At 66.8% G+C, this 25,825-nt stretch carries 28 protein-coding genes; 20 read left to right on the top strand and 8 right to left on the bottom strand.

The features are described 5' to 3' along the window. Positions 1 to 102 precede the first annotated feature (102 nt). Genes OC184_RS06935 through OC184_RS06925 form a run of 3 tightly spaced genes read left to right on the top strand, consistent with a single transcriptional unit; the run spans position 103 to position 3,154 of the window. Positions 103 to 768, top strand: a complete 666-nt coding sequence (locus OC184_RS06935) for a response regulator transcription factor (protein WP_265506452.1) — start codon at positions 103 to 105, stop codon at positions 766 to 768. Continuing rightward, complete coding sequence (locus OC184_RS06930; RefSeq protein ID WP_265506451.1) at positions 765 to 2,162, top strand: sensor histidine kinase; 1,398 nt, start codon at positions 765 to 767, stop codon at positions 2,160 to 2,162. Before OC184_RS06935 ends, OC184_RS06930 begins: the two co-directional genes overlap by 4 nt. Continuing rightward, entirely contained in the window at positions 2,132 to 3,154 is a 1,023-nt protein-coding gene (locus tag OC184_RS06925) for an ABC transporter substrate-binding protein (RefSeq protein WP_265506450.1), read from the top strand. Before OC184_RS06930 ends, OC184_RS06925 begins: the two co-directional genes overlap by 31 nt. A 51-nt stretch (positions 3,155 to 3,205) precedes the next feature. Here OC184_RS06925 and OC184_RS06920 read toward each other — a convergent pair whose 3' ends face one another. Next, the gene (locus OC184_RS06920; RefSeq protein WP_265506449.1) at positions 3,206 to 3,727 is read right to left on the bottom strand and encodes a chemotaxis protein CheD; all 522 of its coding nucleotides are present in this window, start codon (positions 3,725 to 3,727) and stop codon (positions 3,206 to 3,208) included. Further along, positions 3,724 to 4,689 carry a CheB methylesterase domain-containing protein gene (locus tag OC184_RS06915; RefSeq protein WP_265506448.1) on the bottom strand — a complete coding sequence of 322 codons (966 nt, stop codon included), beginning with the start codon at positions 4,687 to 4,689 and terminating at the stop codon, positions 3,724 to 3,726. The genes OC184_RS06920 and OC184_RS06915 overlap by 4 nt, the downstream gene beginning before the upstream one ends. Positions 4,690 to 4,843: 154 nt before the next feature. Between OC184_RS06915 and OC184_RS06910 the strand changes: the two genes are divergently transcribed. The 12 genes from OC184_RS06910 to OC184_RS06855 all read left to right on the top strand — a co-directional run bounded on the left by OC184_RS06910 (position 4,844) and on the right by OC184_RS06855 (position 13,190). Continuing rightward, entirely contained in the window at positions 4,844 to 5,128 is a 285-nt protein-coding gene (locus OC184_RS06910; RefSeq protein WP_265506447.1) for an STAS domain-containing protein, read from the top strand. Next, positions 5,125 to 5,493, top strand: coding sequence for a response regulator (locus tag OC184_RS06905; RefSeq protein ID WP_265506446.1), 369 nt, complete (start codon positions 5,125 to 5,127; stop codon positions 5,491 to 5,493). The genes OC184_RS06910 and OC184_RS06905 overlap by 4 nt, the downstream gene beginning before the upstream one ends. Before the next feature lies 1 nt (position 5,494). Then, positions 5,495 to 7,591 carry a chemotaxis protein CheA gene (locus OC184_RS06900; RefSeq protein WP_265506445.1) on the top strand — a complete coding sequence of 699 codons (2,097 nt, stop codon included), beginning with the start codon at positions 5,495 to 5,497 and terminating at the stop codon, positions 7,589 to 7,591. A gap of 3 nt (positions 7,592 to 7,594) precedes the next feature. Further along, entirely contained in the window at positions 7,595 to 8,065 is a 471-nt protein-coding gene (locus tag OC184_RS06895) for a chemotaxis protein CheW (protein WP_265506444.1), read from the top strand. After that, the gene (locus tag OC184_RS06890) at positions 8,062 to 8,919 is read left to right on the top strand and encodes a CheR family methyltransferase (protein ID WP_265506443.1); all 858 of its coding nucleotides are present in this window, start codon (positions 8,062 to 8,064) and stop codon (positions 8,917 to 8,919) included. Before OC184_RS06895 ends, OC184_RS06890 begins: the two co-directional genes overlap by 4 nt. 10 nt (positions 8,920 to 8,929) lie before the next feature. Further along, positions 8,930 to 9,319, top strand: a complete 390-nt coding sequence (locus tag OC184_RS06885; protein WP_265502254.1) for a response regulator — start codon at positions 8,930 to 8,932, stop codon at positions 9,317 to 9,319. Further along, complete coding sequence (locus tag OC184_RS06880; RefSeq protein ID WP_265506442.1) at positions 9,316 to 9,666, top strand: hypothetical protein; 351 nt, start codon at positions 9,316 to 9,318, stop codon at positions 9,664 to 9,666. Before OC184_RS06885 ends, OC184_RS06880 begins: the two co-directional genes overlap by 4 nt. Positions 9,667 to 9,838: 172 nt before the next feature. After that, positions 9,839 to 10,318, top strand: a complete 480-nt coding sequence (locus OC184_RS06875) for an SspB family protein (RefSeq protein WP_265506441.1) — start codon at positions 9,839 to 9,841, stop codon at positions 10,316 to 10,318. Beyond that, positions 10,306 to 11,208 (top strand): dihydrodipicolinate synthase family protein, encoded by a 903-nt coding sequence (locus OC184_RS06870; protein WP_265506440.1) that lies wholly within the window; start codon positions 10,306 to 10,308, stop codon positions 11,206 to 11,208. The genes OC184_RS06875 and OC184_RS06870 overlap by 13 nt, the downstream gene beginning before the upstream one ends. A 93-nt stretch (positions 11,209 to 11,301) precedes the next feature. Further along, positions 11,302 to 12,696, top strand: a complete 1,395-nt coding sequence (gene fumC, locus OC184_RS06865; protein WP_265506439.1) for a class II fumarate hydratase — start codon at positions 11,302 to 11,304, stop codon at positions 12,694 to 12,696. Between the two features lie 66 nt (positions 12,697 to 12,762). Continuing rightward, a complete protein-coding gene (locus tag OC184_RS06860) occupies positions 12,763 to 12,951 on the top strand; it encodes a DUF4169 family protein (RefSeq protein WP_265506438.1) in 189 nt (62 codons plus the stop codon). Then, positions 12,948 to 13,190, top strand: coding sequence for a ribbon-helix-helix domain-containing protein (locus OC184_RS06855; RefSeq protein ID WP_265506437.1), 243 nt, complete (start codon positions 12,948 to 12,950; stop codon positions 13,188 to 13,190). Before OC184_RS06860 ends, OC184_RS06855 begins: the two co-directional genes overlap by 4 nt. A gap of 13 nt (positions 13,191 to 13,203) precedes the next feature. Here the strand turns inward: OC184_RS06855 and OC184_RS06850 are convergent, their stop codons facing one another. Both OC184_RS06850 and OC184_RS06845 read right to left on the bottom strand, forming a co-directional pair. Then, a complete protein-coding gene (locus tag OC184_RS06850) occupies positions 13,204 to 13,587 on the bottom strand; it encodes a PaaI family thioesterase (protein WP_265506436.1) in 384 nt (127 codons plus the stop codon). Between the two features lie 57 nt (positions 13,588 to 13,644). Beyond that, positions 13,645 to 14,511, bottom strand: a complete 867-nt coding sequence (locus OC184_RS06845) for an NAD(P)-dependent oxidoreductase (protein WP_265506435.1) — start codon at positions 14,509 to 14,511, stop codon at positions 13,645 to 13,647. Between the two features lie 130 nt (positions 14,512 to 14,641). On the opposite strand from OC184_RS06845, the gene OC184_RS06840 reads away from it, so the two are divergent. Next, positions 14,642 to 17,059 (top strand): penicillin acylase family protein, encoded by a 2,418-nt coding sequence (locus tag OC184_RS06840; protein WP_265506434.1) that lies wholly within the window; start codon positions 14,642 to 14,644, stop codon positions 17,057 to 17,059. 55 nt (positions 17,060 to 17,114) lie between these two features. On the opposite strand, the gene lpdA is transcribed toward OC184_RS06840, so the two are convergent. The 3 genes from lpdA to queA form a co-directional block, all read right to left on the bottom strand. Further along, positions 17,115 to 18,506, bottom strand: coding sequence for a dihydrolipoyl dehydrogenase (gene lpdA / locus OC184_RS06835; RefSeq protein WP_378927260.1), 1,392 nt, complete (start codon positions 18,504 to 18,506; stop codon positions 17,115 to 17,117). 67 nt (positions 18,507 to 18,573) lie between these two features. Continuing rightward, on the bottom strand, positions 18,574 to 19,863 hold the full coding sequence (locus tag OC184_RS06830; RefSeq protein WP_265506432.1) for an MFS transporter: 1,290 nt from the start codon (positions 19,861 to 19,863) through the stop codon (positions 18,574 to 18,576). Positions 19,864 to 19,951: 88 nt separating this feature from the next. Next, positions 19,952 to 20,998: a tRNA preQ1(34) S-adenosylmethionine ribosyltransferase-isomerase QueA gene (gene queA / locus OC184_RS06825; RefSeq protein ID WP_265506431.1), complete on the bottom strand. Its 1,047-nt coding sequence runs from the start codon at positions 20,996 to 20,998 to the stop codon at positions 19,952 to 19,954. Positions 20,999 to 21,116: 118 nt separating this feature from the next. On the opposite strand from queA, the gene OC184_RS06820 reads away from it, so the two are divergent. Together OC184_RS06820 and bfr are read left to right on the top strand one after the other, a co-directional pair. Further along, positions 21,117 to 21,410, top strand: coding sequence for a (2Fe-2S)-binding protein (locus tag OC184_RS06820; protein ID WP_265506430.1), 294 nt, complete (start codon positions 21,117 to 21,119; stop codon positions 21,408 to 21,410). Then, positions 21,358 to 21,858 carry a bacterioferritin gene (gene bfr, locus OC184_RS06815; RefSeq protein ID WP_265506429.1) on the top strand — a complete coding sequence of 167 codons (501 nt, stop codon included), beginning with the start codon at positions 21,358 to 21,360 and terminating at the stop codon, positions 21,856 to 21,858. Before OC184_RS06820 ends, bfr begins: the two co-directional genes overlap by 53 nt. Positions 21,859 to 21,873: 15 nt before the next feature. Here the strand turns inward: bfr and OC184_RS06810 are convergent, their stop codons facing one another. Further along, positions 21,874 to 22,548, bottom strand: a complete 675-nt coding sequence (locus OC184_RS06810; protein ID WP_265506428.1) for an HAD-IA family hydrolase — start codon at positions 22,546 to 22,548, stop codon at positions 21,874 to 21,876. Between the two features lie 115 nt (positions 22,549 to 22,663). Between OC184_RS06810 and glmU the strand changes: the two genes are divergently transcribed. Next, positions 22,664 to 24,007, top strand: coding sequence for a bifunctional UDP-N-acetylglucosamine diphosphorylase/glucosamine-1-phosphate N-acetyltransferase GlmU (gene glmU / locus OC184_RS06805; RefSeq protein ID WP_265506427.1), 1,344 nt, complete (start codon positions 22,664 to 22,666; stop codon positions 24,005 to 24,007). Next, the gene (gene glmS, locus OC184_RS06800; protein WP_265506426.1) at positions 24,007 to 25,824 is read left to right on the top strand and encodes a glutamine--fructose-6-phosphate transaminase (isomerizing); all 1,818 of its coding nucleotides are present in this window, start codon (positions 24,007 to 24,009) and stop codon (positions 25,822 to 25,824) included. Before glmU ends, glmS begins: the two co-directional genes overlap by 1 nt. The last annotated feature ends 1 nt before the right edge of the window (position 25,825 follow it).

Raw genomic sequence — 25,825 nt, 5'->3', positions numbered from 1 at the left:
TCCTCCCAGACATGGCCCGCACGAAAGGCGGCGGGCTTGCGGGGCACAGGGTTTGATGAAAAGCTGACACCAACCTGTCACAGATGCTGAAAAGTTGAGCGGATGCGTTTTCTTCTGGTCGAGGACAGCGACGAGCTGGCCCGCGCCGTTGCTTCGCGGCTGGCGATGGAGGGTCACGGGGTGGACCATGCGCCGACGCTGGCCGATGCACGACACTTTCTGGAAACCGTTCCCTACGACCTGATCCTGCTGGACATTTCCCTGCCGGACGGCGACGGGCGCGACTTTCTGGTGCGCGAACGCGCGGCGCGGCGGGACACGCCCGTCATCATGATGACGGCCAGCGCCTCGGTCAGTGACCGGGTCAGCACGCTTGACCAGGGCGCCGACGACTACATCACTAAGCCCTTCGACTTTGCCGAACTGCAGGCCCGCTGCCGGGCGGTCCTGCGCCGTCGGGACGGCGCCATCGACAGCCGCCGCCATTTCGCGGGTTTCGTCTTCGATTCGCTGGCCGCCACGTTGACTGTCGCGGGCGAGGTACGCGAACTGCGCGCACGCGAACTGCGCCTGCTGGAAATCCTGCTGTCTCGGCCGGGGCAGGCCTATTCCAAGGCGCACCTGATCGACCGGCTGTTTTCCTTCGACGAAGAGGTCAGTGACAATGCGATCGAAGTCTATGTCGGCCGCCTTCGCCGCAAGCTGGAAGGGTCGGGCGCACGGTTGGAGACACTGCGTGGCGTCGGCTATCGGCTGATCCCGGAATGATGGCGCTGACACGGCTGCTGGACCCATCGCGCACGGTGTCGCTGCGCCGACGGCTGGTGTGGCAGTTCCTGACCCTCTCGGCGCTGCTGGTCATCGGTCTGTTCGTGACGGTGGGCTGGGTGGCCGACCGGGCGTCACGCGCGTCGCAGGACGCAGTCCTGGGGGCCGCCGTCACTGCCATCGCCGAAGGCATCCGCAGCGTCGATGAAGGGCTGGAGCTGGAGCTGCCCTATGCCACGTTCTCGATGCTGGGCGCCATGGGGGAAGAGCGGGTCTTCTATGCGATGACGGTCGGCGGGCGGATGTTGACCGGATACGACGACCTGCCCCAGCCCGCCCGTCAGCCGGACGACATGCAGCCGGTCTTCTGGAACGCCGACTATCGCGGGGCCGATCTGCGGCTGGCCGCCGTCATGCGGCAGATGCTGGTCGACAACCGGTCCGAGCCGGTGCTGGTCAGCTTGGGCCAGACCCGTCTTGGCCAAGCCGCGATCGCCCGGGAAACGGCCCGCAGCGCGGCATGGGCGGCGCTGGCCTTTCTGGTGCTGGCGCTGCCGGTCGCCCTGTTGGCTGCGCAGGCGGTGCTGTCACCGATCCGCAGCCTGGCCGAGGTGGTCGGCCGTCGCGGTCCGCGTGACCTGCGCCCCGTCCGCCACCATACACCCAAGGAACTGGCCCCGTTGCTGCGGGCGCTGAACGGGCTGATCGGCCGGCTGCGCGCGGCGCTGGACCTGGCCGAGACGTTCATCTTCGAGGCCGCCCACCGCATCCGCACCCCCCTGTCGCTGGTCCGGACCGAGGCCGAACTGGCCCTGTCCGAGACCACCGATCCCGCCACTCGCCTGCGCCTGCGCCGCATGGTGCGGGCGATTGGAGAAAGCAGCCGCTCGGCCAACCAGATCCTTGATCACGCGATGGTCCTCTATCGGACAGACCAGTTCGCGGCGGCGTCGCTGGACATGTCCGCCCTCGTCAAGGCGGTCGTCCGGGCGATCCGCCCGCTGGCCGACATGCGCGACATCCGTATCGTCGAACGCGGCACCGACCTGCCCTGCCCCATTGAGGGCGATGAACGGATGCTGGAGATCGCCTTGCGCAACATCCTCGACAACGCGGTCAAGTACGCAGCCCCCGACGGGCTGATCGAGGTTGAGCTGACCCGCAGCGACGGCTTCGCGGCCGTTGCGGTGCTTGACGACGGGCGCGGCCTGTCGGACGATCCGGCGACGCTGGCAGGCCGGTTCCGGCGCGGCGCCAATGTGGGCGACACAAGCGGGTCGGGCCTGGGACTGACCATCGTCACCGAGGTGGCCTCGGCGCATCGCGGCCGCTTCGCGCTGTCGAACCGCAAGACGGAGGGCACATGCGCCTTGCTGAAGTTGCCGTTGCGCTGATGCTGTGGGCGGCGCCGGCCGCCGCGCTGGAGGTCGAGGCCGAGCGTGTCTTCGGCGCGGCCGACGGCGACGAGATCTCGGTGCTGTCGACGACCGACCTTGCCGCCATCGCGCCCGTTCTGGAGGATTTTGTCCAGGGCAATCCCGGCCGCAAGGTGCGCTACCTGCAGGCCGCATCAACCGAGATCGATGCGGCGATCCGGCACGAGGACGCGCGCTTCGACCTGGTGATCAGTTCGGCCATGGACCTGCAGATGAAGCTGGCCAACGATGGCTTCGCCAGATCGGTGGCGCCCGCGGCCGAGCGGCTGCCGCCCTGGGCCCGGTGGCGCGACATGCTGTGGGGCATCGCGCTTGAACCCGTGGTGACGCTGGCTTCGCGCCAGGCACTTCGCGGCTTGCCCCTGCCGCGGACGCGCCGCGACCTGATCGCCGTCCTGCGAGAGAATCCGGGCCGCTTCCAAGGCCGCGTCGCCACCTATGACCCCGAAGAGTCGGGCGTCGGCTATTTCCTGGTCGCACAGGACGATCAGGTCTCGGACGGGTTCTGGCGGCTGGCCGAGGTCATGGGGCGCCTCGACGCGCAGCTCTACTGCTGTTCGGAAGAGATGATCGGCGAACTGCGCGCGGGCCGGATCGCCATCGCCTACAACGTGGTGGCCAGCTATGCCGCCCGCTTCCGGCCCGACGATCCCGATCTGGTGCAGCTGGCATTCGACGACTACACATTCGCGATCCTGCGCTCTGCGCTGGTCCCGGTCGATGCCCCTGACCCCGAGGGTGCAACGCTGCTGCTGTCTCATCTTCTGTCGGATACGTCGCAGCGGACCTTCGCCACCGGCGCGGGCGTGGCGCTGGTGCCCGGAACCGGGCCGCCGCCATCGCCGCATCTTCGACCGATCCGGTTGGATGCGGGCCTTCTCGTCTATCACGACCGGTTGCGCCGTGCAGGGCTGCTTGCCGAATGGCAAGGCGCGATGATCCAGCCCTGACGGCGCTGCCTGACCGCAGCAGATGCATCACATCCCGGCGCAGAGGGAACGTCAGAACAGCTCGACATCGCCGCCGCGCGGACGCATCGGCTGTTCCCGCTCGGCCAGGCGCGCTTCGCCAAGCAGGTGCATCTGCACGCGCCCGTTGACCGGCCAGAACCGGATGCGCCTGGCCTGCGTGCCGCAGAGATCGCTGCCGATCAGCGGGATCCCTTCGTCCATCAGGAAGCGGCGGGCCGCGTCGGCGTTGCGCTGTCCGATATCAGGCAGCCCCGCCATCATGCGTGCGCCACCAAACAGCTTCGCCCGCAGCCGTCCGCGCGCGGCGCCGCGCCTTAGGAGGCCGTTCACAAGCACCTCCATCGCCGCCGCCGCATAGCGGATGTCGGAACCACCAGGCCCCGAATCGGGCAGAAGGAAGTGGTTCATCCCGCCGATACCGCGCTCCGGATCGGCGATGCAGGCCGACACACAGGACCCGAGGACAGTGGTGATGACCATGTCAGGGTCGTCGTGGATCGCGTGTTCACCCTGGATGACGTGGATGACCTTGGCGGCGTCTATCCGCGTCATGACGCGAACCTCGCGGGGGTTGTCTCGCGCCCCAGAAGCGCCGCTCCGATCCGGCCAAGGGGCAGGACCTCTGCCGCGCCGCCCATCTCGACGGCCATCCGCGGCATGCCCCAGACGACCGAGGTCTCGCGATCCTGCGCAATGGTGGCGGCGCCTGCGCGGCGCAGGCGACACATGCCTTCTGCCCCATCGGCGCCCATTCCCGTCAGGATCGCGGCCCGCAGTTCGATCCGCCCGGCAAGCGCAGCGGCCTCGGAGAAGAGCACATCGACCGAGGGCCGGTGCCCCGAGACTGCAGGTCCCGCCAACAGCCGCGTCCGGACGCCGCCGCGCAGTTCGACCGTAAGATGCTGGTCCGGCGCCGCCGCCAGATAAATAGTGCCACGGCGGAGCGGCGTGGCGTCGAGCGCGGCCACGACCGTCGGCGCCAGCAGCTGGTCAAGCCGTCGCACAAGCCCCTCGGCGAAGCCCGGGCGGATGTGCTGGACCACCAGCGTCGGCGGGCAATCGTCGGGGAACGTCCCCAGCACGGCCTCGAGCGCAGTGATGCCGCCTGTCGACGCCCCGATCAGGATCACCGAATCAAACGGAGCTGTCGTGGCAGGCGAGACGGATGGCCCGCGGGGGGTGACGGCCGGCCAGCCACCCAGGTCGCGAATCAGCGTCGCCGCCAGGCGCTCGGCCGCGCTGTCCAGGTTCGTCCCGCCCTGCCCTTCCTTGAAGATCACGACATCCGCCTCGATCATCGCCAGCATGTCCGACAGCATCTCGAACTCGGGCATGTCGGCCAACTCCGAGGCGATGGCCACGCGCCGTGGAAGATGCTTCTCGATCAGCACGTAAGCCTCGCCCAGGGTCGCGGCCGGCAGCGCGGCGACGTTGCCTCCGGCTTCGCAGCAACGGCGGATGGCCATGCGCCGCGCGGCGTTGGGATCGGCAATGAGCAGGATCGCTTTCGGCACGTGCACTCTCCGGACAATGTCCTGCGACGATGCGACGGAAAAGGTGAAGAATTCCTTTCCCGCAGCCGGTCCGGATCAATGGCATTTTAAGTTCGCGCGGAACGCTTCGTTAAGGTTCGGATGCTACCGATGGGGTGCCGATTACCGTAACGAGATGGATCACATGCACGCCCTGCCCCTGCCAGAGACATTCGACCGCAAGGCCGTCGCGCTGTTCGCGCAGACGCTGATTGACCACCGCGGCAAGGATGCCGTCCTGGATGCCGCGTCGGTGTCGCGGATCGGTGTTCCCGCGGTCGAGCTTCTGGTGGCCGCGCGAAAGCAGTGGCTGGCCGACGGGCGCAGCCTGCAGGTCCGCAATCCTTCGGCGGCATTCCTCGCGACGCTCGACGATTTCGGCGCCTCCCTGGATCTCTTGCAAGCAGAGGCCCCTGCATGACCACCCGCATCCTGGCGGTCGACGATTCGCCCACAATCCGCGCGCTGGTCTCGAAGGCCCTGCGCAACGCCGGTTTCGAGGTCTTCTTGGCCTCTGACGGCGTGGAAGGCGTGGGCGCATTGTCCGAAGCCGACCCTCACCTGATCATCACCGACATCAACATGCCCCGCATGGACGGCTTTGGTCTGATCGAAAGTGTCCGTTCGACCGGCACCCATGCCGAGGTGCCGATCCTGGTCTTGACCACCGAAAGTGGCGCCGACCTGAAGGCCCGCGCTCGTAGCGCCGGGGCTACCGGCTGGATCGTGAAACCCTTCGAGGACGCGCGCCTGATCGCCGTCATCGACAAGGTGCTGGGGCGCTGAGATGGACGAGATGGACGAATTCCGCGAGATGTTCTTCGTCGAATGCGACGAACTTCTGGAAGGCCTGGCCAACGGCCTGCGGAAAATGGAGGATCCCGACTTCGACAAGGAGACGGTGCATGCCGTCTTCCGCGCGGTGCATTCGATCAAGGGCGGCGCCGCAGCCTTTGCCCTGACGACCCTTGTGACATTCGCACACCGGTTCGAGACGCTTCTGGACTTGATCCGATCCGACCGGATGGACACGCCGCCCCAGATCATTGCTCTTCTGCACCGTTCGTCCGACTGCCTGTCCGACTTGGTGATGTCCGCACGTCAGTCGGCGGAGCCCGATCAGGCGCATGTCGACGGCCTTCTGGCCGAGCTTGACGCGCTGATTGAGGATGACGATCCGGTGGCGGATACGTCGTTCGAATTCACGCCGATCGTGCTCGACTTCGGCGACGCACCGACCCCGGCTCCGACCGCCGAAGAAGGCATTATCGTCCGGATGACGCCGAATTTCGAGCTGTACCGGTCTGGCAACGATCCGCTGGCGCTGCTGGCGGCCCTGCGCAAGCTGGGCGACGCGACGGTCGAACTGAACGTCGATGCAGTGCCGCGGCTGGAAGACTGGGCCCTGGAACGGCCCCAACTGGGTTGGACCGTCCGCATCTCCGGTGCGGTATCCGAACTCGACGTCCGTTCCGTCTTCGAATTCGTCGACGATTGCTGCCGGCTTTCGATCAGCCGGATCGAGGAAGAACAGCCCGTGATGGCGCAGCTGCCGATGGCTGATCCGGTCATGGACACGCCGCCCTCGCCCACTTCGGCCCCGCAGGCACCCGTTGCCGAAGTGCCGCCCGTTGTTGCCCCACCAGCGGCGCGACCCTCGGGCGCCGTGACCGAGCCTGCGCAGGGCGCCACGATCCGCGTGGGCCTGGACCGCGTCGACCGGCTGATGAACATGATCGGCGAACTGGTCATCAAGGAGGCCATGCTGTCCCAGGTGATCCAGACCGCGGGGCTGCACGAATCGCCCGACGTCGTCGCCGGTCTTGATTCGATTCGGCAGCTGGCGGGCGATATCCAGGAAAGCGTCATGGCGATCCGGGCCCAGCCGCTGAAGCTGGTCTTCCAGCGCATGCACCGCATCCTGCGAGAGGCGGCGGACGCCACCGGCAAGCCGGTCCGCCTGGTCACCATCGGCGAGCAGACCGAAGTTGACAAGACGATGATCGAGCGGCTGGTCGATCCGCTGACCCACATGATCCGCAACTCGGTCGATCACGGGCTGGAAGATGCGCTGACCCGCCAGAGGCGCGGCAAGCCGCAGGAAGGCACCATCACCCTCTCGGCTGCGCATCGCTCCGGCCGCGTGCAGATCGAGGTCTCGGACGACGGGGGCGGGATCAATCGTCCGAAGGTTCGCCAGATTGCCGAGGACAAGGGGCTGATCGCGCCCGGCAGCAACCTGACGCCATCGGAAATCGACCAGCTGCTGTTCCTGCCGGGCTTCTCGTCGAAGGATGAGGTCTCGGCGCTGTCGGGGCGCGGCGTGGGGCTCGACGTGGTGCGCCGCGAGATTATGGCGCTTGGCGGCCGGGTGATGATCGATTCGGTCGAGGGCAAGGGCACGACCTTCTCGATCGCGCTGCCCCTGACGCTGGCGGTTCTGGAAGGCATGCTGATCCAGCTGGGGGGCCAGACGATGGTGCTGCCCATCACTGCGGTTCAAGAGACGTTGCAGCCTGACCGCTCGATGCTGCACGGCGTGGGCAAGGATTCGCAATTGCTGGCCAACCGCGGGGACCTGATCCCGATCATCGACCTCTGCCAGACCTTCGGGCTTGACGAGGCCGAGAAGGAGGGTGGAGTCCTGATCGTGGTGGAAAGCGACAGTAGAAAGCGCGCCGCCTTCCGCGTGGACGGCATCTTTGACCAGCGCCAGGTCGTCATCAAGAGCCTAGAGCAGAACTATGGCCGCGTTCCCGGCGTCTCGGCCGCCACCATCCTCGGCGACGGCAAGATCGCACTGATCATCGATCCCGAGGAAATTATTCTGTCTTTGTCAAACGACCACGGCCGCCACATGGCTGCCATGGCCTCAAACGGGTGACACATGCTGCAAGCCATCTCTTCCAATGCCATCGGACAAAGCGACGTCGTCGCGTTCAAGCTTGCCGATCAGGACTTCTGCATTGACATCGGCCTCGTCCGCGAGATCCGCGGCTGGACGCCCACCACCATGCTGCCGCATGCCCCGGGATACGTGAAGGGCGTGATCAACCTGCGCGGATCGGTCGTCACGGTCGTCGATCTGTCCGCGCGGCTGGGGTTCGGCTCAGCGACGCCGTCGCAACGCCACGTAGTCATCATTGCGATGCATGCCGGCCGCGTGGTCGGGCTTCTGGCGGATCTCGTCTCGGACATCCTCACCATTGACGAGGATCACATCCAAGGCGTTCCCGACATCGCCTCGAACCCGGCGCGGGAATTCATCACCGGCATGATCACGCTGGAGGATGGCCGCATCCTGCGCAAGATCGACCTGGCGCAGCTGCTGCCCGTCCCGCACGGAGCCGACGCTTGAGCACGCCCTCTGCCCCCGGCCCCCAGCTGAGCGACGTCCAGTTCCGCAAGATTGCGGGCCTGGTCTACGAGGACAGCGGGATCATCCTGTCCGAGGCCAAGCGCAGCCTGCTGATGGCCCGCCTGAACCGCAGGCTGCGCGCGCTGTCGCTGCCGGACTATGGCGCCTATTGTCAACGGCTGGACAGCCGCGACGGCCCGGACGAACGGCGTCACCTGCTGTCGGCGATCACCACCAACGTCACGGCCTTCTTCCGAGAGAACCACCACTTCCAATCCCTAGCCCGCGCCATCCTGCCGCCGCTGGTCGAACAGGTCCGGCGCGGCCGCAAACTGCGGATCTGGTCCGCCGCCTGCTCCTCGGGCGAGGAGGCCTATTCCATCGCCCTGACGCTTCTGGAGGTCATGCCCGATGCCGCCCGTCACGACGCGCTGATCCTGGCGACCGATATCGACCCCGAGATGGTGGACAGGGCCGAACGCGGCGTCTTCTCGGGAGAGGCCCTCAAGCCCGTCGCCCCGGCGCAGGTGAAGCGCCACTTCCATGCCACGCAGGCGGGCGTCGAGGCCAGCGCCGAGATCAGGGGCATCATGCGGTTCGCGGAACTGAACCTTCACGGAGACTGGCCCTTCTCGGGACGGTTCGACGTGATCTTCTGCCGCAATGCCGCGATTTATTTCGACGGTCCGTCGCGGAGGCGCCTTTGGTCGCGCTTCGCGGGCGCGATCGAACCCGGCGGCTCCCTCTATATCGGGCATTCCGAACGCCTCGACGGCCCCGCAAGCGCCTGCTTCGACGTGGCGGGCACCACTCACTATCGCCGTAACCTTCACCCTGTTCCGACCACTACCTGAAAGACCCAAAATGGCACTCAAATCGAACCTTCACGTCATGGTGGTTGACGACATGACCATCAGCCGCTCTCTGATCGAGCAGGCACTGGACTGGGCCGGTCTCGTCAACGTGCAATACGAGGCCAACGGCGAAAACGCGTTCCGCAGGCTGGCGGCGGCCCCTGTTCATCTGGTCATCTCGGACTACAACATGCCAGGGATGGACGGACTGTCGCTGCTCGAGGCGCTGCGGCAGAACCCCAGCACCCAGCGGATCGGCTTCATCCTGATCACGGGCACCGCCAACCGCGAGATGATCGAACGGGGACAGCGCGCGGGAATGAACAACTTCATTGCCAAACCCTTCACCAAGGAAGCGCTGCTGCGCTGCATCGAGTCGGTGACGGGAAAGCTGCAATGACGAAGGGCTGCGGGGCGGTCGCGTATGCAAGTGACAGGCCGCTGATCGACGGCATCCTTGCCGCCGAGCGCGAGGCCCGACGATTGGCGGCCTCGCTGACCGCGTTCGACCGGGCGCTTGCAGAAGGCGGTGACGCGGCCGCGTCGCTGCAAGGCGCCGACCTTCTTCGCCAAGAGGCCGAGGGGCTGGCACGTTTTCTGGGTGCGCTTGCTGCCGCGGGAGGCGACACCGCGTCGGCAGTGCAAGGCTTGGACCTGAGGGCGCAGGCCGAGCGGCTGTCGGGCAACCCAGCAGCCGCCGCGCAGCATGTCCTGGCAGTCGAAGTCTGGGATACGCCGGCCCCGTGATCCCGGCATGGAAGCCTACCGTGAACTGCGGTGCGCGACACAGGCCGCTTCGGCCGGCGCATCTGGACCCACCGGCGCGCGGACAACCCGCGGGGGCGGCGATTCCCGCGCCGCCCCCTTTTCATCGTCGTTCATATGCCTATGCTTGCCCCTGACAAGGAAGGGTGATGGCATGGCGCGGTCTGGACTCGATTATGGCGGAATGATGCTGCAGGCGCTGCAGGGCATGATCGCCGAGGTGCTGCGCAAGGTCGCGGCCGAGGGGCTGCCGGGAGATCACCACTTCTTCATCACCTTCGACACCCGCGAAGACGGCGTCGAGATGGCGGACTGGCTCCGCCAGCGCTATCCAGAGGAGATGACAATCGTCGTCCAGCACTGGTTCGACAACCTGACGATCCAGCCGGACCACTTCACGATCACGCTGAACTTCGGCAACTCGCCCGAGCCGCTGAAGATCCCCTTCGACGCGCTGCGCACCTTCGTCGACCCCTCGGTCGAATTCGGCTTGCGGTTCGAGACGCAGGAAAGCGCGACTGATGAGGAGGAGGACGAGGACGCCGAATACCACCTCGACGCCGAGGACGACGGCGACGACACCCCACCATCGGGCGGCGGGGAAGTGGTTCGCCTCGACCGATGGCGGAAATAGTCGCGTCGATGCGAGGGCTCTCGGCCTTTCCGATCACGCCGACCTCCGAGGATGGGCAGCCGATCCTGGACGACCTCTGCGGTCTGGTCCGTCGTCTGGCCGGGTCCGGCGTCGACAGCATAGGCCTGCTGGGCTCCACCGGCGGCTATGCCTATCTGGACCCTGGCCAACGACGGCAGGTGGTGGAGGCAGCGTTGCAGGCGGCGGACGTCAAGGTGCCCGTCATCGTCGGCGTTGGCGCGCTGCGCACCGACACTGCGGAATCGCTGGCGCGTCACGCCACTGACGCGGGCGCGGCAGGCCTGCTGCTGGCGCCGATGTCCTACACGCCGCTGACCGATGACGAGGTCCTTCAACACTTTCAGGCTGTGGCCGACGCATCGGACCTGCCGATCTGCATCTACAACAACCCCACCACCACGCATTTCACCTTCTCGCCCCAATTGCTGGCGCGTCTGGCGACGTTGCCCACCGTGACGGCGGTGAAGATGCCCCTACCCGCTGATGGTGATTTCGCCGCCGAGATCGACCTTCTGCGCCGGGATCTGCCGCCGGGTTTTGTCGTCGGCTACAGCGGCGATTGGGGTTGCACCTCGGCCCTGCTGCGGGGCGCCGACGCCTGGTTCAGCGTGGCGGCGGGACTCTGGCCCGAACAAACGGCGTTGCTGGCCCGCGCCGCCAGCGACGGCGACCAGACTGCGACAGCCCTCTCGCAAGATCGGTTCGGGCCGCTCTGGAAACTGTTCCGGGACCATGGAAGTCTCCGGGTGGTGTATGCGGCCGCGAACATCCTGGGCCTGACGACTGCACGCCCGCCACGCCCGATCCTGCCGCTGCCAGACCCGATCCATGCCGAGGTCGGGGCCGCGGTCGCCGCACTGGAAAGCTGAGCGACTGTTAGCGACGGTATGCAGCGGCATGCGAATTGCGTCCGCGCGCGGCTGCCGCTACACCCCTCGGCGAAACCGTGAGGGAGCGACCCGATGACCAAGACCCGCACCGAAACCGACAGCTTCGGACCGCTGGAGGTTGATGCCAGCAAGTACTGGGGCGCGCAGACGCAGCGTTCGATCATCAACTTCCCTATTGGATGGGAGCGTCAGCCCGTCCCGATCATCCGCGCCCTGGGCGCGATCAAGCTGGCGGCAGCGCGCGTGAACCGTGCCTCGGGCGATCTTCCGGCCGATCTGGCCGACGCGATGGAGCAGGCCGCGACCGAGGTCTTCGAGGGCAAGTTCGACGACAACTTCCCGCTGGTCGTCTGGCAGACCGGGTCCGGCACGCAGTCGAACATGAACGCCAACGAGGTCGTCAGCAACCGCGCGATCGAGATCATGGGCGGCGAGATGGGCAGCAAGAAGCCCGTCCACCCCAACGATCACTGCAACATGGGCCAGTCTTCGAACGACACCTTCCCGACCGCGATGCATGTCGCCATCGGGATGCAAGCGCGCGATGTACTGCTGCCGGGCCTTGAGAAACTGGCCGCCGCGCTGGAAGCCAAATCGGATGAGTTCAAGGACATCATCAAGATCGGCCGCACCCACACGCAGGACGCGACGCCCCTGACCCTGGGCCAGGAGTTCGGCGGCTATGCCCATCAGATCCGCAAGGGGATCGAGCGGGTGAAGGCCTGCCTGCCCGACATCTACGAGCTGGCGCAGGGCGGCACCGCCGTCGGCACCGGGCTCAACACCAGGAAGGGCTGGGACACCGCCATCGCGGCCGAAATTGCCAAGATCACCGATCTGCCGTTCGTCACCGCCCCGAATAAGTTCGAGGCGCTGGCCGCCCATGACGCCATGGTCATGTTCTCGGGCGCGCTGAAGACGGTGGCGGGCAGCCTGTTCAAGATTGCCAATGACATGCGGCTCTTGGGCTCGGGCCCCCGCTCGGGTCTGGGCGAGCTGATCCTGCCCGAGAACGAGCCGGGGTCTTCGATCATGCCGGGCAAGGTCAACCCGACGCAGGCCGAGGCGCTGACCATGGTCTGCGCCCATGTGATGGGCAACGACGCCGCGGTCGGCTTTGCCGGATCGCAGGGCCATTTCGAGCTGAACGTCTATAACCCGATGATGTCCTACAACGTGCTGCAGTCGATGCAGCTTCTTGGCGACGCGGCCTCCAGCTTCACCGACAACATGGTTGTCGGCACAAAGGCCAATGTCGAGCGGATCGAGAAGCTGATGAAGGAATCGCTGATGCTGGTGACGGCGCTGGCGCCGACCATCGGCTATGACAACGCGACCAAGGTCGCCAAGACCGCGCACAAGAACGGCACCACCCTGCGCGAAGAAGCGATCAACTTGGGATTCGTCGACGGCGAGACCTTCGACCGCGTCGTGCGCCCCGAAGACATGATCAGCCCCAAGGGCTGACGCCCCTTGACCCGACCCTTGCGGGGCGCGCTATTCTCGGCGCGCCCCGTTTCCAGTTCCGGACCCATGACCAGCATCATCAACCTGCGCCAGGCCCGCAAGTCCCGCGCCCGCGACGAAAAGCGCGCCCGCGGCAACATGAATTCGGCGATCCACGGCGAACCGAAGCCCCTGCGCGATGCGCGGAAGGCCGAGGAGGATCGCGCAAGGCGCGTGCTCGACGCCCACCGCGCCACCCGGGACCCTAAGGAATGATCGACCTTCCGCCGATGACGCCGCCGATCAAGCGGTCGGTGACCATCGACGGGCACCGGACCTCGGTTTCGCTCGAGGACCCGTTCTGGAAGGCGCTGGCCGAGCTGGCCGCAGCACGCGGGATCACCCGCGCCGCTCTGATCGGGCTGATCGACCACGCGCGCCAGCCAGAGGTCGGCCTTGCCACCGCGCTGCGCCTGTTCGTCGTGGACAGGCTGATGTCCGATCGACAGGCCTGAGACCGGCTGCCGATCAGCGGGCGCCGATATGGGTTGAGGTCAGGTCCAGCAGGATGTCGCCCTCGGCGTTGCGAACCTGGGTGCGGACGGTCAACACGTTTCTTTCGCGCCGCAGCCATCGTGCCCGTGCGGTCAGCACGCCGCCGCTACGGTTCGACAGGACCTGCGCGTTGATGGTGATCGCCTCGGGGACGCTGTCGACCTCTTCCTGCGGCTGCTCTCCTCCGAGGACAAGGCAGGTGGCGATCATGTCCGCAAACCAAACCAGCGCGCCGGGCTGGATCGTTCCTTGCGCGCTGAGGATGTCGTCGTTCACCGTCATCTCGCCCTCGACCTCGGTCTGGCTGACGCCCGTGATGTCGCATTCGATCTTGCCGCTAAGGGTCCGTTCAGTCATCGCAGGTCATCCTTCTCAGCTGTCGGACAGCGGCCGCAGGCGACCCAGCTTCCGCGTTCAGTCGACCAGCCGCGCGATCAGCGCCGAGGTATCCCACCGGCCGCCGCCCATCAGCTGGACGTCCTTGTAGAACTGATCGACCAACGCGGTGACGGGCAATAAGGCTCCCACCTCGTCTGCCGCGGCCAGACAAATAGCCAGATCCTTGCGCATCCAGTCGACTGCGAAGCCGTGTTCGAAATGACCCTCGGCCATGGTGGCGTGGCGGTTCACCATCTGCCAGCTTCCCGCGGCGCCCTGGCTGATCACCTCGACCACGGCGGCCGTGTCCAGGCCGGACTTGCGCGCGAAGGCCAGCGATTCGGACAGTGCCTGCACCAGCCCCGCGATGGCGATCTGGTTGCACATCTTCGTCAGCTGCCCCGCCCCGACCGCACCCATGCGACGGCAGATCTTGGCATAGACGCCGATCACCTGCGCCGCGCGGTCAAAATCCGCCGCATCGCCGCCGCACATGATCGACAGCTGCCCGTTCTCTGCCCCGGCCTGCCCACCCGACACCGGCGCGTCGACATATCCCAAGCCGGCCTCGTGCGCGATCTGGGCCAGCTCTCGCGTGACCTCGGCCGAAACCGTGGTGTGGTCGACGAAGACCGCGCCCTTCGACATCCCGGCGAACGCGCCGTCGGGGCCGAGGCAGATCTGGCGCAGGTCGTCATCGTTGCCCACGCAGGCCATCACGAACTCGGCGCCCTCGGCCGCCTCTCGTGGGGTAGCGGCGTGACGGCCGCCGTGACGTTCGGACCAGGCCTGCGCCTTCGCCGGGCTGCGGTTGAAGACGGTCATCTGGTGCCCCGCCTTGGCCAGATGGCCGGCCATCGGAAAACCCATCACGCCAAGTCCCAGAAACGCCGCTGCAGCCATCGCTTTTCTCCTGCCGATCACGCTGTCGCCGCGCGTTGAATTGGCGGCGCGGCTGTCCTATGCAGCACACCACCACCCATGCGCGGCCGGGTCAACCCGTGCCGCGACCCGGCCCGAGGACTTGCCCGATATGCTGACCCTGTTTCGCTGGCTCTTGCGGCTAACCGTCGGGCTGATGATCCTGATCGTGCTATCCGCTGGCTTGGTGTGGTATTTTGCAATGCGGTCTCTGCCCAATTATGATGGCCGGTTCAGCGTTCAGGGCCTCGACTCCCCGGTCGAGATCGTCCGGTCGACCGAAAACGTCCCGCACATCTTCGCCAGGAACGACACGGACGCGTTCTTCGCACTTGGCCTGGTCCATGCCCAGGACCGGCTGTTCCAGATGACACTGCTGCGACGCGCCGCCCAAGGCCGCATGGCCGAGGTTCAGGGCCCGCAAGCCCTGGCCGCGGACGTGCTGGTCCGGCGGCTGGAGATCTATCGTTCGGCGCAGGCATCCTTCGACGTGCAGGACGATGCCACCAAGGCTGCGCTGCGCGCCTATGCAGACGGTGTGAACCAGTGGATTCGCATTGTGAACGAAGGCGCGATGGGCAGGGGCGCGCCGGAGTTCTTCCTCTATCCCGACGTGATCACCTTTTGGCAGCCCGCCGACTCGATCGCCATCCTGAAGCTGCTGGCCGCCAGCAGCACCACCGCCGCCGCGGACGAGATCCTGCGCGCGCGCCTGTCCCTGGCCTGGCCCGAACGCGGCCCCGAGCTGATCGACGGGCCGGGCGTCCCGAGCGACCTGCCCAGCTACAGCTCGATCTTCCCGGACCGGCGTCTTGGAATTCCAGAACGGCGGCGCGATCCAGACGCGGTTCGCAACCAGGGCACCTTCCTGAGCCCTACCCTTCCGGTCGGTGGGAACGTCTTTGGCGCAGGTCCGCAGCGCACTGCGGCGGAGGGTTCGCTTCTGGCGAATGATCTGCAGACAGGACTGACGGCGCCGTCTCTCTTCTATCTCGCCCGGATCGAGCTTCAGGGCGGCGGCGTCATCGGCGCCACCATTCCCGGCATGCCGCTGGTCCTGTCGGGACGCAGCCCGGCCTTCTCGTGGGGGATCGCGCCCCTGCACATCGACGACGCCGACATCGCGATCGAGGAAGTGCAGCCCGGAAACACCAACCGGTATCGCGGACCACGCGGCTGGACCGAGTTCGAGACCCGGACCGAGACGATCCGCGTGCTGGACGGCGGTGCCCGGACGGTCACGCTGCGCGCCACGCAGAACGGCCCGGTCCTGTCCTCGCTGGATCCCGGACTGGCCGACGTGATCCCTATCGGCCATGTCGCGGCACTCCGCTGGACGGGCCTCTCGCGGCAGGACACGACGATGTCGTCGCTGATGGCGCTCATGCGGTCGGACACGGCGGCCGAGGCCGGCCGCGCGCTGTCGGGCATCGTGGCGCCTGCCCTGACAGTGACCCTGGCCGACAGGAAGCAGGTTTTGAGGCTGGCCGCGGGCGCGGCGCCGGAACGTGGCGGCAACCACCCGACCGCGGGCGCCATGCCCTCGCCCGGCTGGCTGCCCGAGACCGCCTGGCTCGGCGCCACCTCTCTCGCGGCCGAGCCTCAGGGACCGGCCGTCGCCCTGGCGTTCGACACCGATGAGGACCCCGCCCTCGGGATGCGGCACAAGCGGCTCGAGAAGCTGCTGGGCGACCGCGACGTCCACTCTCGCGACAGCTTCATTGCGGCGCAGCTGGACGTCGTCAGCCCGGCGGCGCGGGCGCTTCTGCCGCTGGTGGGGGCGGATCTGTGGTTCACGGGCGAACCCGCCGCCCCCGGCACGCCGGAACGTCAGCGTCAGGACGCGCTGACGCTGCTGGCCGAATGGGACGGCGCGATGAACGAACACCTGCCCGAACCGCTGATCTATGTCGCATGGATGTCGGCGCTTCAGGACAGGCTGATCCGGGACGAGCTGGGACCCCTGGCCGATGACATCACGCAACTGCAGCCCGGCTTCATCGACAGCGTCTTCCGCAACAGCGGCGGCGCAGGGGCCTGGTGCAACGTCATCCAGAGCGCCGTGACCGAGGACTGCGCCCTGATCGCGCGGCAGTCGCTGGACCGCGCGATCCTGGACCTGTCGGCGCGCTATGGCAGCGACGTGGCCAGCTGGCGTTGGGGCGACGCGCACCAGGCACGCCATATCCATCCCGGACTTGGCGCCCTGTCGGCGCTCGGCTGGATCGTGAACATCACGCAGTCCATCTCGGGAGGAGAGTTCACGGTTGCCCGCACCGGCCTTTTGGCCACCGGCCCGCAACCCTTCGAAGCCGTCAGCGGGGCTGGCTATCGCGGTGTCTATGATCTGGCGGACCCCGACAGCTCGGTTTTCATCACGTCCACGGGTCAGTCAGGCCACCCGTTCTCGCGTCACTATGACGACATGGCGGGCCTGTGGCGACGCGGCGAATATGTCGGCATGTCGCTGGACCCCGACCTTGCCCGCGCGGCGGCGGTTGGCGTCACCGTCCTGACGCCGACCGACTGACATCACCGCCTTGTGCCGCTGAAAAGGAAACGGGGGCACCAGGCCCCCGTCACCCTCAGAAGTGAATCGCGCGGCCGTAGGCGTCCAGAACGGCCTCGTGCATCATTTCGGACAGGGTCGGGTGCGGGAAAACCGTCTCCATCAGGTCCTGCTCGGTCGTCTCGAGCTGGCGGCCGACGACATAGCCCTGGATCAGCTCGGTCACCTCGGCGCCGACCATGTGGGCGCCCAGAAGCTCTCCGGTCTTGGCATCGAAGATGGTCTTGATCATGCCCTCGGGTTCGCCCAGGGCGATGGCCTTGCCATTGCCGATGAAGGGGAAGCGGCCGACCTTGATGTCCAGCCCCTGCTCTTTCGCCTTCTGTTCGGTCAGGCCGACGCTGGCGACCTGCGGCTGGCAATAGGTGCAGCCGGCGATGCTGCCCGGCTTGATTGGGTGCGGGCGCTTGCCCGCGATCAGCTCGGCGACCATGACGCCTTCATGGCTGGCCTTGTGCGCCAGCCAGGGTGCGCCCGCCAGGTCGCCGATGGCATAGACGCCCTCGACCCCGGTGCGGCAGTATTCGTCGGTGATGACATGGGTGCGGTCGACCTTGATGCCGGCCTCCTCCAGGCCCAAGCCCTCGGTGTTGCCCACGATGCCCACGGCCGAGATGACGGTATCGAACTCCTGCGTCTCGATCTTGCCGCCGGTCTCGATATGGGCGGTGACGGTATCGCCCTTGCGGTCCAGCTTTTTGACGCCGGCCTTTTCCAGGATCGTCATGCCCTGCTTGACGAACTGCTTCTTGGCGAAGGCGCTGATCTCGGCATCCTCGACCGGTAGGACGCGGTCCATGACCTCGACCACGGTCGTCTTGGCGCCCAAGGTGTTGAAGAAGCTGGCGAACTCGATTCCGATGGCGCCCGAGCCAATGACCAGCAGCTTCTTGGGCATATGCGGCGGCACGAGCGCGTGCTTGTAGTTCCAGACCAGCTTGCCGTCAGGCTCCAGCCCCGGCAGTTCGCGGGCGCGTGCGCCGGTGGCCAGGACGATGGATTTCGCGGTGATTTCCTCGGTGCCCTTGTCGGTCTTGACGGTGACGCGGCCCTTCCCGGCCAGCTTCGCCTCGCCCATGATCGTGGTGACCTTGTTCTTCTTGAACAGGTGCCCGATCCCGCCAGACAGCTGCTTGGCAACTCCACGCGACCTTTTCACCACCGCGTCAAGGTCATAGCCGATGCCGTCGGCCTTCAGGCCGAAATCCTTGGCACGGTGCATCAGGTGGAACACCTCGGCGCTGCGCAGCATTGCCTTTGTTGGAATGCAGCCCCAGTTCAGGCAGATGCCGCCCAAGTGCTCGCGCTCGACACAGGCCACCTTCAGGCCCAGCTGCGCGCCACGGATCGCGGCGACATAGCCGCCGGGTCCGGCGCCGATCACCACCATGTCGAAATTCTGGGCCATCACGTCCCCCGCTGACTGAAAATATAGTTCAGCGTTAAACGATTTGCCGCAGGGCGGCAAGCGTGGCTCAGCCGTGGTTGATCCGGCGCGGTTCCTCCTCGACCTCGGGCTGGGGCACCTCCTCGGGGCTGGACTGCGCGTCGTCCAGCACCGCCTCGACGGCCAGGGTTGTCGCGTTGGGGGTGATGACAGCGAAGCTGCCCTGCTCCTCGGGCGTCAGCGCGCGGCGCTGCGTGGTCCGCCAGCCGGCATAGGCCGTCAGCAGCGCCATCAGCACGCCCATGTAGATCCAGAAGCCGTCGGGGCCGATCGTGCCCATCAGCCAGCCGGTGATGATTGGCCCGCCCATGCTGCCGATGCCATAGATGAACAGCAGACCCGCCGAGGCCGCGGCCATGTCTGACTGGTCCAGATAGTCGTTCGTATAGGCCAGAAGCAGCGCATAGATCGGGTTCGCGACGCCGCCCATGATACCGCCCGCGATCACCAACCCGACCGTGCCCGGCTGCGCGGCGATCACGATCAGCCCACAAAGGCCGCCCACGGCCGACAGCATCAGCACCAGCTTGCGCCGGTCATAACGGTCCGAAATCCAGCCGATCGGATATTGCAGGATCAGCCCACCCGCATAGACCGACGCCACGAACAGCGAGATCTGGGCCACCGACAGCCCGACCTGCGCCCCCCAGACCGACGACATCCCCGACAGCACCGCAAACACGCCGCCCATCAGGAAGATGCCCACGCAGCCCAGGGGCGACGCTTCATAGAGGCGGCGGAAGGACATCCGCTTGATCGTCTCGAACTGGGGGGCGGGCTGGGCCGACAGCAGGATCGGCGTGAAGGCCAGCGACACCAGCACCGACGGGATCACGAACAGCAGAAAGCCCGCCGGATCGGCGACGTTCAGCAGCGCCTGCGCGGTAACGATGCCCAGAAGCTGCACGATCATGTAGGCCGACAGCGCCTGGCCCCGGTTCTCGTTCGTCGAGCCGGTGTTCAGCCAGCTTTCGGCAGTCACATAGACGCCGCAAAAGCTGAAGCCGATCAGGAAGCGCAGGAAGGTCCAGACCAGCCAGTGCGGCTCGATCGGGAACAAAATCAGCGTAGCCGAGATCAGCGACCCCAGTGCCGCGAAGACGCGGACATGGCCCACGTTCTTGATCAGGTCAGGAACCGTCAGGCTGCCCAGCAGGAAGCCGCCGAAATACCCGGTCATGACGATCGACATCTGGAAGGTGGGGATTCCCTCGATGCCCCCGCGGATACCCAACAGGGTACCCTGCATCCCGTTGCCGACCATCAGCAGCAGGATGCCCAGAAGCAGCGGCCATGTGGTACGCAACACCGATATCATCGCGGTCTCGTCTCAACGTTGGGTCGGGGGAGGGTCGATGACCCAGCCCTAGTCCCGGCGCGGGCGGGATGCCAGCGGGAATCCGACCTCAGGGGATCAGCAGCGACGCGTCGCCATAGCTGAAGAAACGATAACCGTCAGCGACTGCATGTCCATAGATCTGGCGGATTTTTTCCGGCCCCATCAGCGCCGAGACCAGCATCAGCAGCGTCGACTTCGGCAGGTGAAAATTGGTCATCAGCCCGTCGGTCACCCGGAATTGATAGCCCGGATAGATGAAGATATCGGTCGTGCCTTCGAAGGGCGCCACACGGCCGGGACCGTCGGCGGCCGATTCGATCAGCCGCAGCGCCGTGGTTCCGACCGGGATCACGCGCCGCCCCTCGGCCTTGGCGCGGTTGATCGCGTTGGCCGCATCGGCGCCGATCTCACCCCACTCGGCGTGCATCCGGTGGGTGGTCACGTCGTCGACCTTGACGGGCAGGAAGGTGCCGGCGCCGACATGCAGCGTGACATGCACGAACTCGACCCCCAGCGTCTCCAGCGCGTCCAGCAAGGGAGCATCGAAATGCAGGCTGGCGGTCGGCGCGGCCACGGCACCCTGTCGCGCAGCCCAGATCGTCTGGTAATCCTGCCGGTCCTGCTCGTCCGGCGCCCTCAGCGAGGCGATATAGGGCGGCAGCGGCATCGCGCCGACCGTCTGCAGCGCCGCGTCGAAGGCATCGCCGGTCGCGTCGAAGACCAGCCGCAGCCCCGCCGCCCCCATCTCGACCACCTCGGCCGATAGGGCGTCGCCAAATCTGATCACCTCGCCCACGCGCAGCTTTCGCATGGGTTTCGCCAGCGCCTGCCACCCTTCGGCGGCAGGCTCCAGCAGCGTGACCTCGATCTTCGCGGTCGCGTCCCCCTGTGCCGAGGCGCGGGTGCGCGTGCCGGTCAGTCGCGCCGGGATCACCTTGGTGTCGTTCAGCACCAGCACGTCGCCGGGCCGCAGGATGTCGGGCAGATCGCTGACGCGGCGGTCAGCGATGGCGCCGCCCTCGGCCAGCAGCAGCCGGGCCGCGCTGCGCGGCCGCGCCGGCCGCGTCGCGATCAGGTGGTCTGGCAGGTCGAAGTCGAAATCCGAGAGTTTCATGATCCGGCTTCTGCGTCCGACCCCGCGCAAGGTCAAGGACCCGTGATGCCCCACCAAATTCATCGGACTTTACATGGCCGACAAAAATGCTAGGTAACATTTGAACAGGGAGCCAGCCATGATCGTCTGCCACTGCACCCAGATCTCGGACCACGACATCCGCGCCGCCATCGACTGGATGCGCACAGCCGACCCGCAGACGATCATCACGCCAGGCAAGATCTATCACGCCTTGGGAAAACGCGCCGATTGCGGCGGCTGCATGCCGCTCTTTCTGGACACCATGCGCACCTGCGATAAGCTGGGCGTCGCACCGCCGATTTTGCGGGCCAGAACAGACAGCAAGAAGGATGCCACCCATGAAGGGCGACGCCAAGGTCATCGAATATCTCAACGCCGCACTGCGGTCTGAGCTGACGGCGGTCAGTCAGTACTGGCTGCACTATCGGCTGCAGGAGGACTGGGGCTTCGGCAAGATCGCCAAGAAGTCGCGCGAGGAATCCATCGAGGAGATGCACCACGCCGACCGCCTGATCGAGCGAATCATCTTCCTGGAAGGCCATCCGAACCTGCAGAAGCTGGACCCGCTGCGGATCGGCCAGAACCTTCACGAGACGCTGGAAAGCGACCTGGCGGCGGAACATGATGCCCGCAACCTCTACATTGAGGCGCGCGACTACTGCGAATCCGTCCGCGACTATGCCAGCAAGATCCTTTTCGAGGAGCTGATCCAGGACGAGGAAGGTCATATCGACTTCCTGGAAACGCAGCTGGACCTCTACCAGTCGATCGGCGCCCAGAATTACGGCCAGTTGAACGCAAGCCCGGCCGATCAGGCGGAAAAGGACGACGCGATGTAATCGCGCGGCGCGAGGCTAGCCCAGCCAGTCCCGCGCGAGGTCCGGCAGGTCGTCGAACGACTCAAGCAGCGCCTCCGGGGCCAGGCGTGAAATCGCCTCGCCCTCAGGACCGAAAGCGATCAGAGCAACCTTCACGCCCGCCGCCGACGCCGTCTTGCGGTCGGTTTCGGTGTCGCCCACCAGAAACGACCGCTGCACCTGCCCCCCTGCCTGTTCCACCGCCGCCTGATAGGGGCGCGGGTCTGGCTTCCTGACTGGCAGCGTATCGGCGCCGATCATCGCGGCGAACCGGTCGCGGATCCCCATCTCTCTCAGCAGCGTCTCGGCTAGGCCCTCGGGCTTGTTTGTGCACACCGCCAGCCGATGCCCGGCCTCGGCCAGCCGGTCCAAGGCCGCCTCGACCCCCGGATAAAGCCGGGTATGTTCGGCGATCTTGTCGGCATAGTTGTCCAACAGGCGATAATAATCCTCATCCTCCGCGCCGGGCGGCAGCAGGGTGTCGGCATCCATGCGCCCATAGCCCGCGCGCAGCATCGCGCGGCCGCCATGGAAGGCGATCAGCGCATCCTCGACCGGGTCCAGCAGGTCGCCCAGACCCCGTGCGCGAAAGCAGGCATTGGCCGCCCCCACCAGGTCGCCGGACGTGTCCGCCAGCGTGCCGTCCAGATCGAATACCACCGTGCCCGCCAAGCCGCATCCTCCGCAATGAACCGAAAACAAAGGTGAAGAGACAGCCTCTTTCGCCTGCGCCCGTCCCCGCTTAGAACGCGGGCGAACGATAAGCAAACAACTCGTGGGGTCGGGCATGTCGGATGCGGCGTTGGCGGTGGTGGTTCTTGCGGCGGGTCAGGGCAGCCGGATGCAGTCCGACCTGCCCAAGGTGTTGCACCGCCTTGGCGGCGTGCCGCTGGTCGGCCATGCGCTGGCCGCCGCCCGCAGCCTGGACCCAGAACAGGTCGTCGTCGTCACAGGCCACGGATCTGACGCCGTGGCCCGAGCGGTGGCCAAGCTTGACCCCGACGCCGCGACCGTCCTGCAGGCCGAACAGCTCGGCACCGGTCATGCCGTCGCGCAGGCCCTGCCCGCGCTGGAAGGGTTCGAGGGGCGGGTGATCGTGCTTTACGGCGACACGCCCTTCATCGGCCGCGATACACTGGCCGCGCTGGCGGGGCACCGGTCCGACATGGTGGTGCTGGGCTTCGAGGCCGCCGATCCGGGCCGCTATGGCCGCCTTGTCGTCACCGACAAGGGGCTGGAGCGGATCGTCGAATGGAAGGACGCCGACGAGGCCACCCGTGACATCGTGCTGTGCAATTCCGGGGTGATGGCACTGGATGCCGGGCTGCTGCGCCGGCTGATTGCGGGCCTTGGCAACGAGAACGCTGCCGGCGAATACTACCTGACCGACCTGGTGGCGCTGGCCCGGGCCGAGGGCGCGCAGGCCGACGTGATCATCTGCGACGAGGCCGAGACGCTTGGCATCAACACCCGCGGCGAACTGGCCGCCGCCGAGGCCGCCTTCCAGACCCGCGCCCGCGCCGCGCTGATGGAGGACGGCGTCACCCTGATCGACCCCGCCAGCACCTTCCTGGCGCTGGACACGGTCATCGGCCGCGACGCGATCATCGGCCCGAACGTCGTCTTCGGCCCCGGTGTCACCGTCGAATCCGGCGCCGAGATCCTGCCCTTCTGCCATCTGGAAGGCTGCCACGTGTCCTCGGGCGCCACGGTCGGTCCCTTCGCGCGGCTGCGTCCGGGCGCCGAACTCGGCGGCGACGTGCATGTCGGCAACTTCGTCGAGATCAAGAACAGCGTCCTTGACGAGGGCGTGAAGGTCGGCCACCTGACCTATCTGGGCGACGCCCATGTGGGCGAGCAGACGAACATCGGCGCGGGCACCATCACCTGCAACTATGACGGCGTGATGAAGCACCGCACCACCATCGGGCCGCGCGCCTTCATCGGCAGCGACACCATGCTGGTGGCCCCGGTGACGGTCGGTGCGGATGCGATGACCGGATCGGGCAGCACCATCACCGAAGACGTGCCGGACGGCGCACTGGCCCTAGGACGGGCACGTCAGGTCACGAAACCCGGCCTCGCCACGCGACTGATGGCGGCGCTGCGCCTGAAGAAGGAGACACGCTGATGTGCGGCATTATCGGGATTCTGGGCAGCCATGAGGTGTCGCCCCTGCTGGTAGATGCGCTGAAGCGGCTGGAGTATCGCGGCTATGACAGCGCCGGCGTGGCGACGGTGGATGCCTCGGGGCGGTTGGACCGGCGGCGCGCCGTGGGCAAGCTGATCAACCTGTCGGACCGGCTTGTCCACCAGCCGCTGCCCGGCCAGGCAGGCATCGGTCACACCCGTTGGGCCACCCACGGCGCTGCCACCGAGGTGAATGCCCACCCGCATCAGTCGGGCCGCGTGGCCATCGTGCACAACGGCATCATCGAGAACTTTCGCGAGTTGCGGGCCCGCCTGGCCGACCTGGGCATCCAGCCGCAGTCCCAGACCGACACCGAGACCGTGGCGCTCTGGACCGCGCATCACATGGACCAGGGCATGGGCCCGGTCGAGGCCGCCCGCGCGACGCTGTCGCAGCTGCACGGCGCCTTCGCGCTGGCCTTCCTGTTCGAGGGCGAGGGCGACCTGATGATCGCCGCCCGGCGCGGCAGCCCGCTGGCCATCGGTCACGGAAAGAACGAGATGTTCCTGGGCTCGGACGCGGTGGCTCTGGCGCCCTTCACCGACCGCATCACCTATCTGGAGGACGGCGACCATGCCGTCCTGACCCGTGCCGGTGTGCAGGTCTGGGACGCCGCCGGCCAGCCGGTGGACCGCCCGGTGGCGCGCATCGACGTCGGCGCCACGATCATCGACAGGGGCGGTCATCGCCATTTCATGGCCAAGGAGATCGCCGAACAGCCGGTGGTCATTGGCGACGTGCTGAACCATTACGTCAAGGGCGACCGCATCGTCCTGCCCGAGGGCCTGGACTTCGTTGCGCTGGACCGCGTGACGCTGGTCGGTTGCGGCACGGCGCATCTGGCGGGGCATGTCGCGAAATACTGGTTCGAGCAGTTGGCCGGCCTGCCCTGCGACATCGACGTCGCCTCCGAGTTCCGCTATCGCGAGCCGCCGCTGTCGGATCGCAGCCTGTTCGTTGCCGTCAGCCAGTCGGGCGAGACTGCCGACACGCTGGCCGCCCTGCACTATGCCCGTGGCCGGGTGGCGCGAACGGTCGGGCTGGTCAATGTCGGCACCTCGGCCATCGCGCGCGACAGCGACACGGCGCTGCCGACGCTGGCCGGGATCGAGGTCAGCGTGGCCTCGTCCAAGGCCTTCACCTGCCAGCTGGCTGTTCTGGGCGTGCTGGCGTTGAAGGCCGCGCATGACCGGGGCCGGATCGACGGTGCCGGGCTGGCCGCGCATCTGCGCGACCTGCGCGCGGTGCCCGCGCTGCTGGCGCAGGCACTGGCGCTGACGGATGATTGCCGCACGCAGGCGGCCTGGCTCGCGCAGGCGCGCGACGTTCTCTACCTCGGGCGCGGGGCGCTTTACCCCGTGGCGCTGGAGGGCGCGCTGAAGCTGAAGGAGCTGAGCTACATCCATGCCGAGGGCTATGCCTCGGGAGAGTTGAAGCACGGGCCCATTGCGCTGATCGACGGCGACGTGCCGGTGGTGGTGCTGGCGCCGCATGACGCGCTCTTCGACAAGACCATTTCGAACATGCAGGAGGTGATGGCCCGGAACGGAAGGATCCTGCTGATCTCGGACGCTGCCGGCATCGCCGCCGCTGGCGACGGCGTGACGGCGACCCTGGCCCTGCCGACGGGCGGCGGCGTCTTCCAGCCGATCCTGTATGCCGTGCCGATGCAGTACCTGGCCTATCACACCGCCGTCGCCAAGGGCACGGACGTGGACCAACCCCGCAACCTGGCGAAATCTGTAACGGTCGAGTAGC

Origin of the sequence: Paracoccus rhizosphaerae (assembly GCF_026162645.1) — a bacterium.
GTDB lineage: Bacteria > Pseudomonadota > Alphaproteobacteria > Rhodobacterales > Rhodobacteraceae > Paracoccus > Paracoccus rhizosphaerae.
The sequence above is the reverse complement of the archived record's forward strand: the minus strand, read 5'-3'. Positions and strand labels throughout refer to the sequence as shown.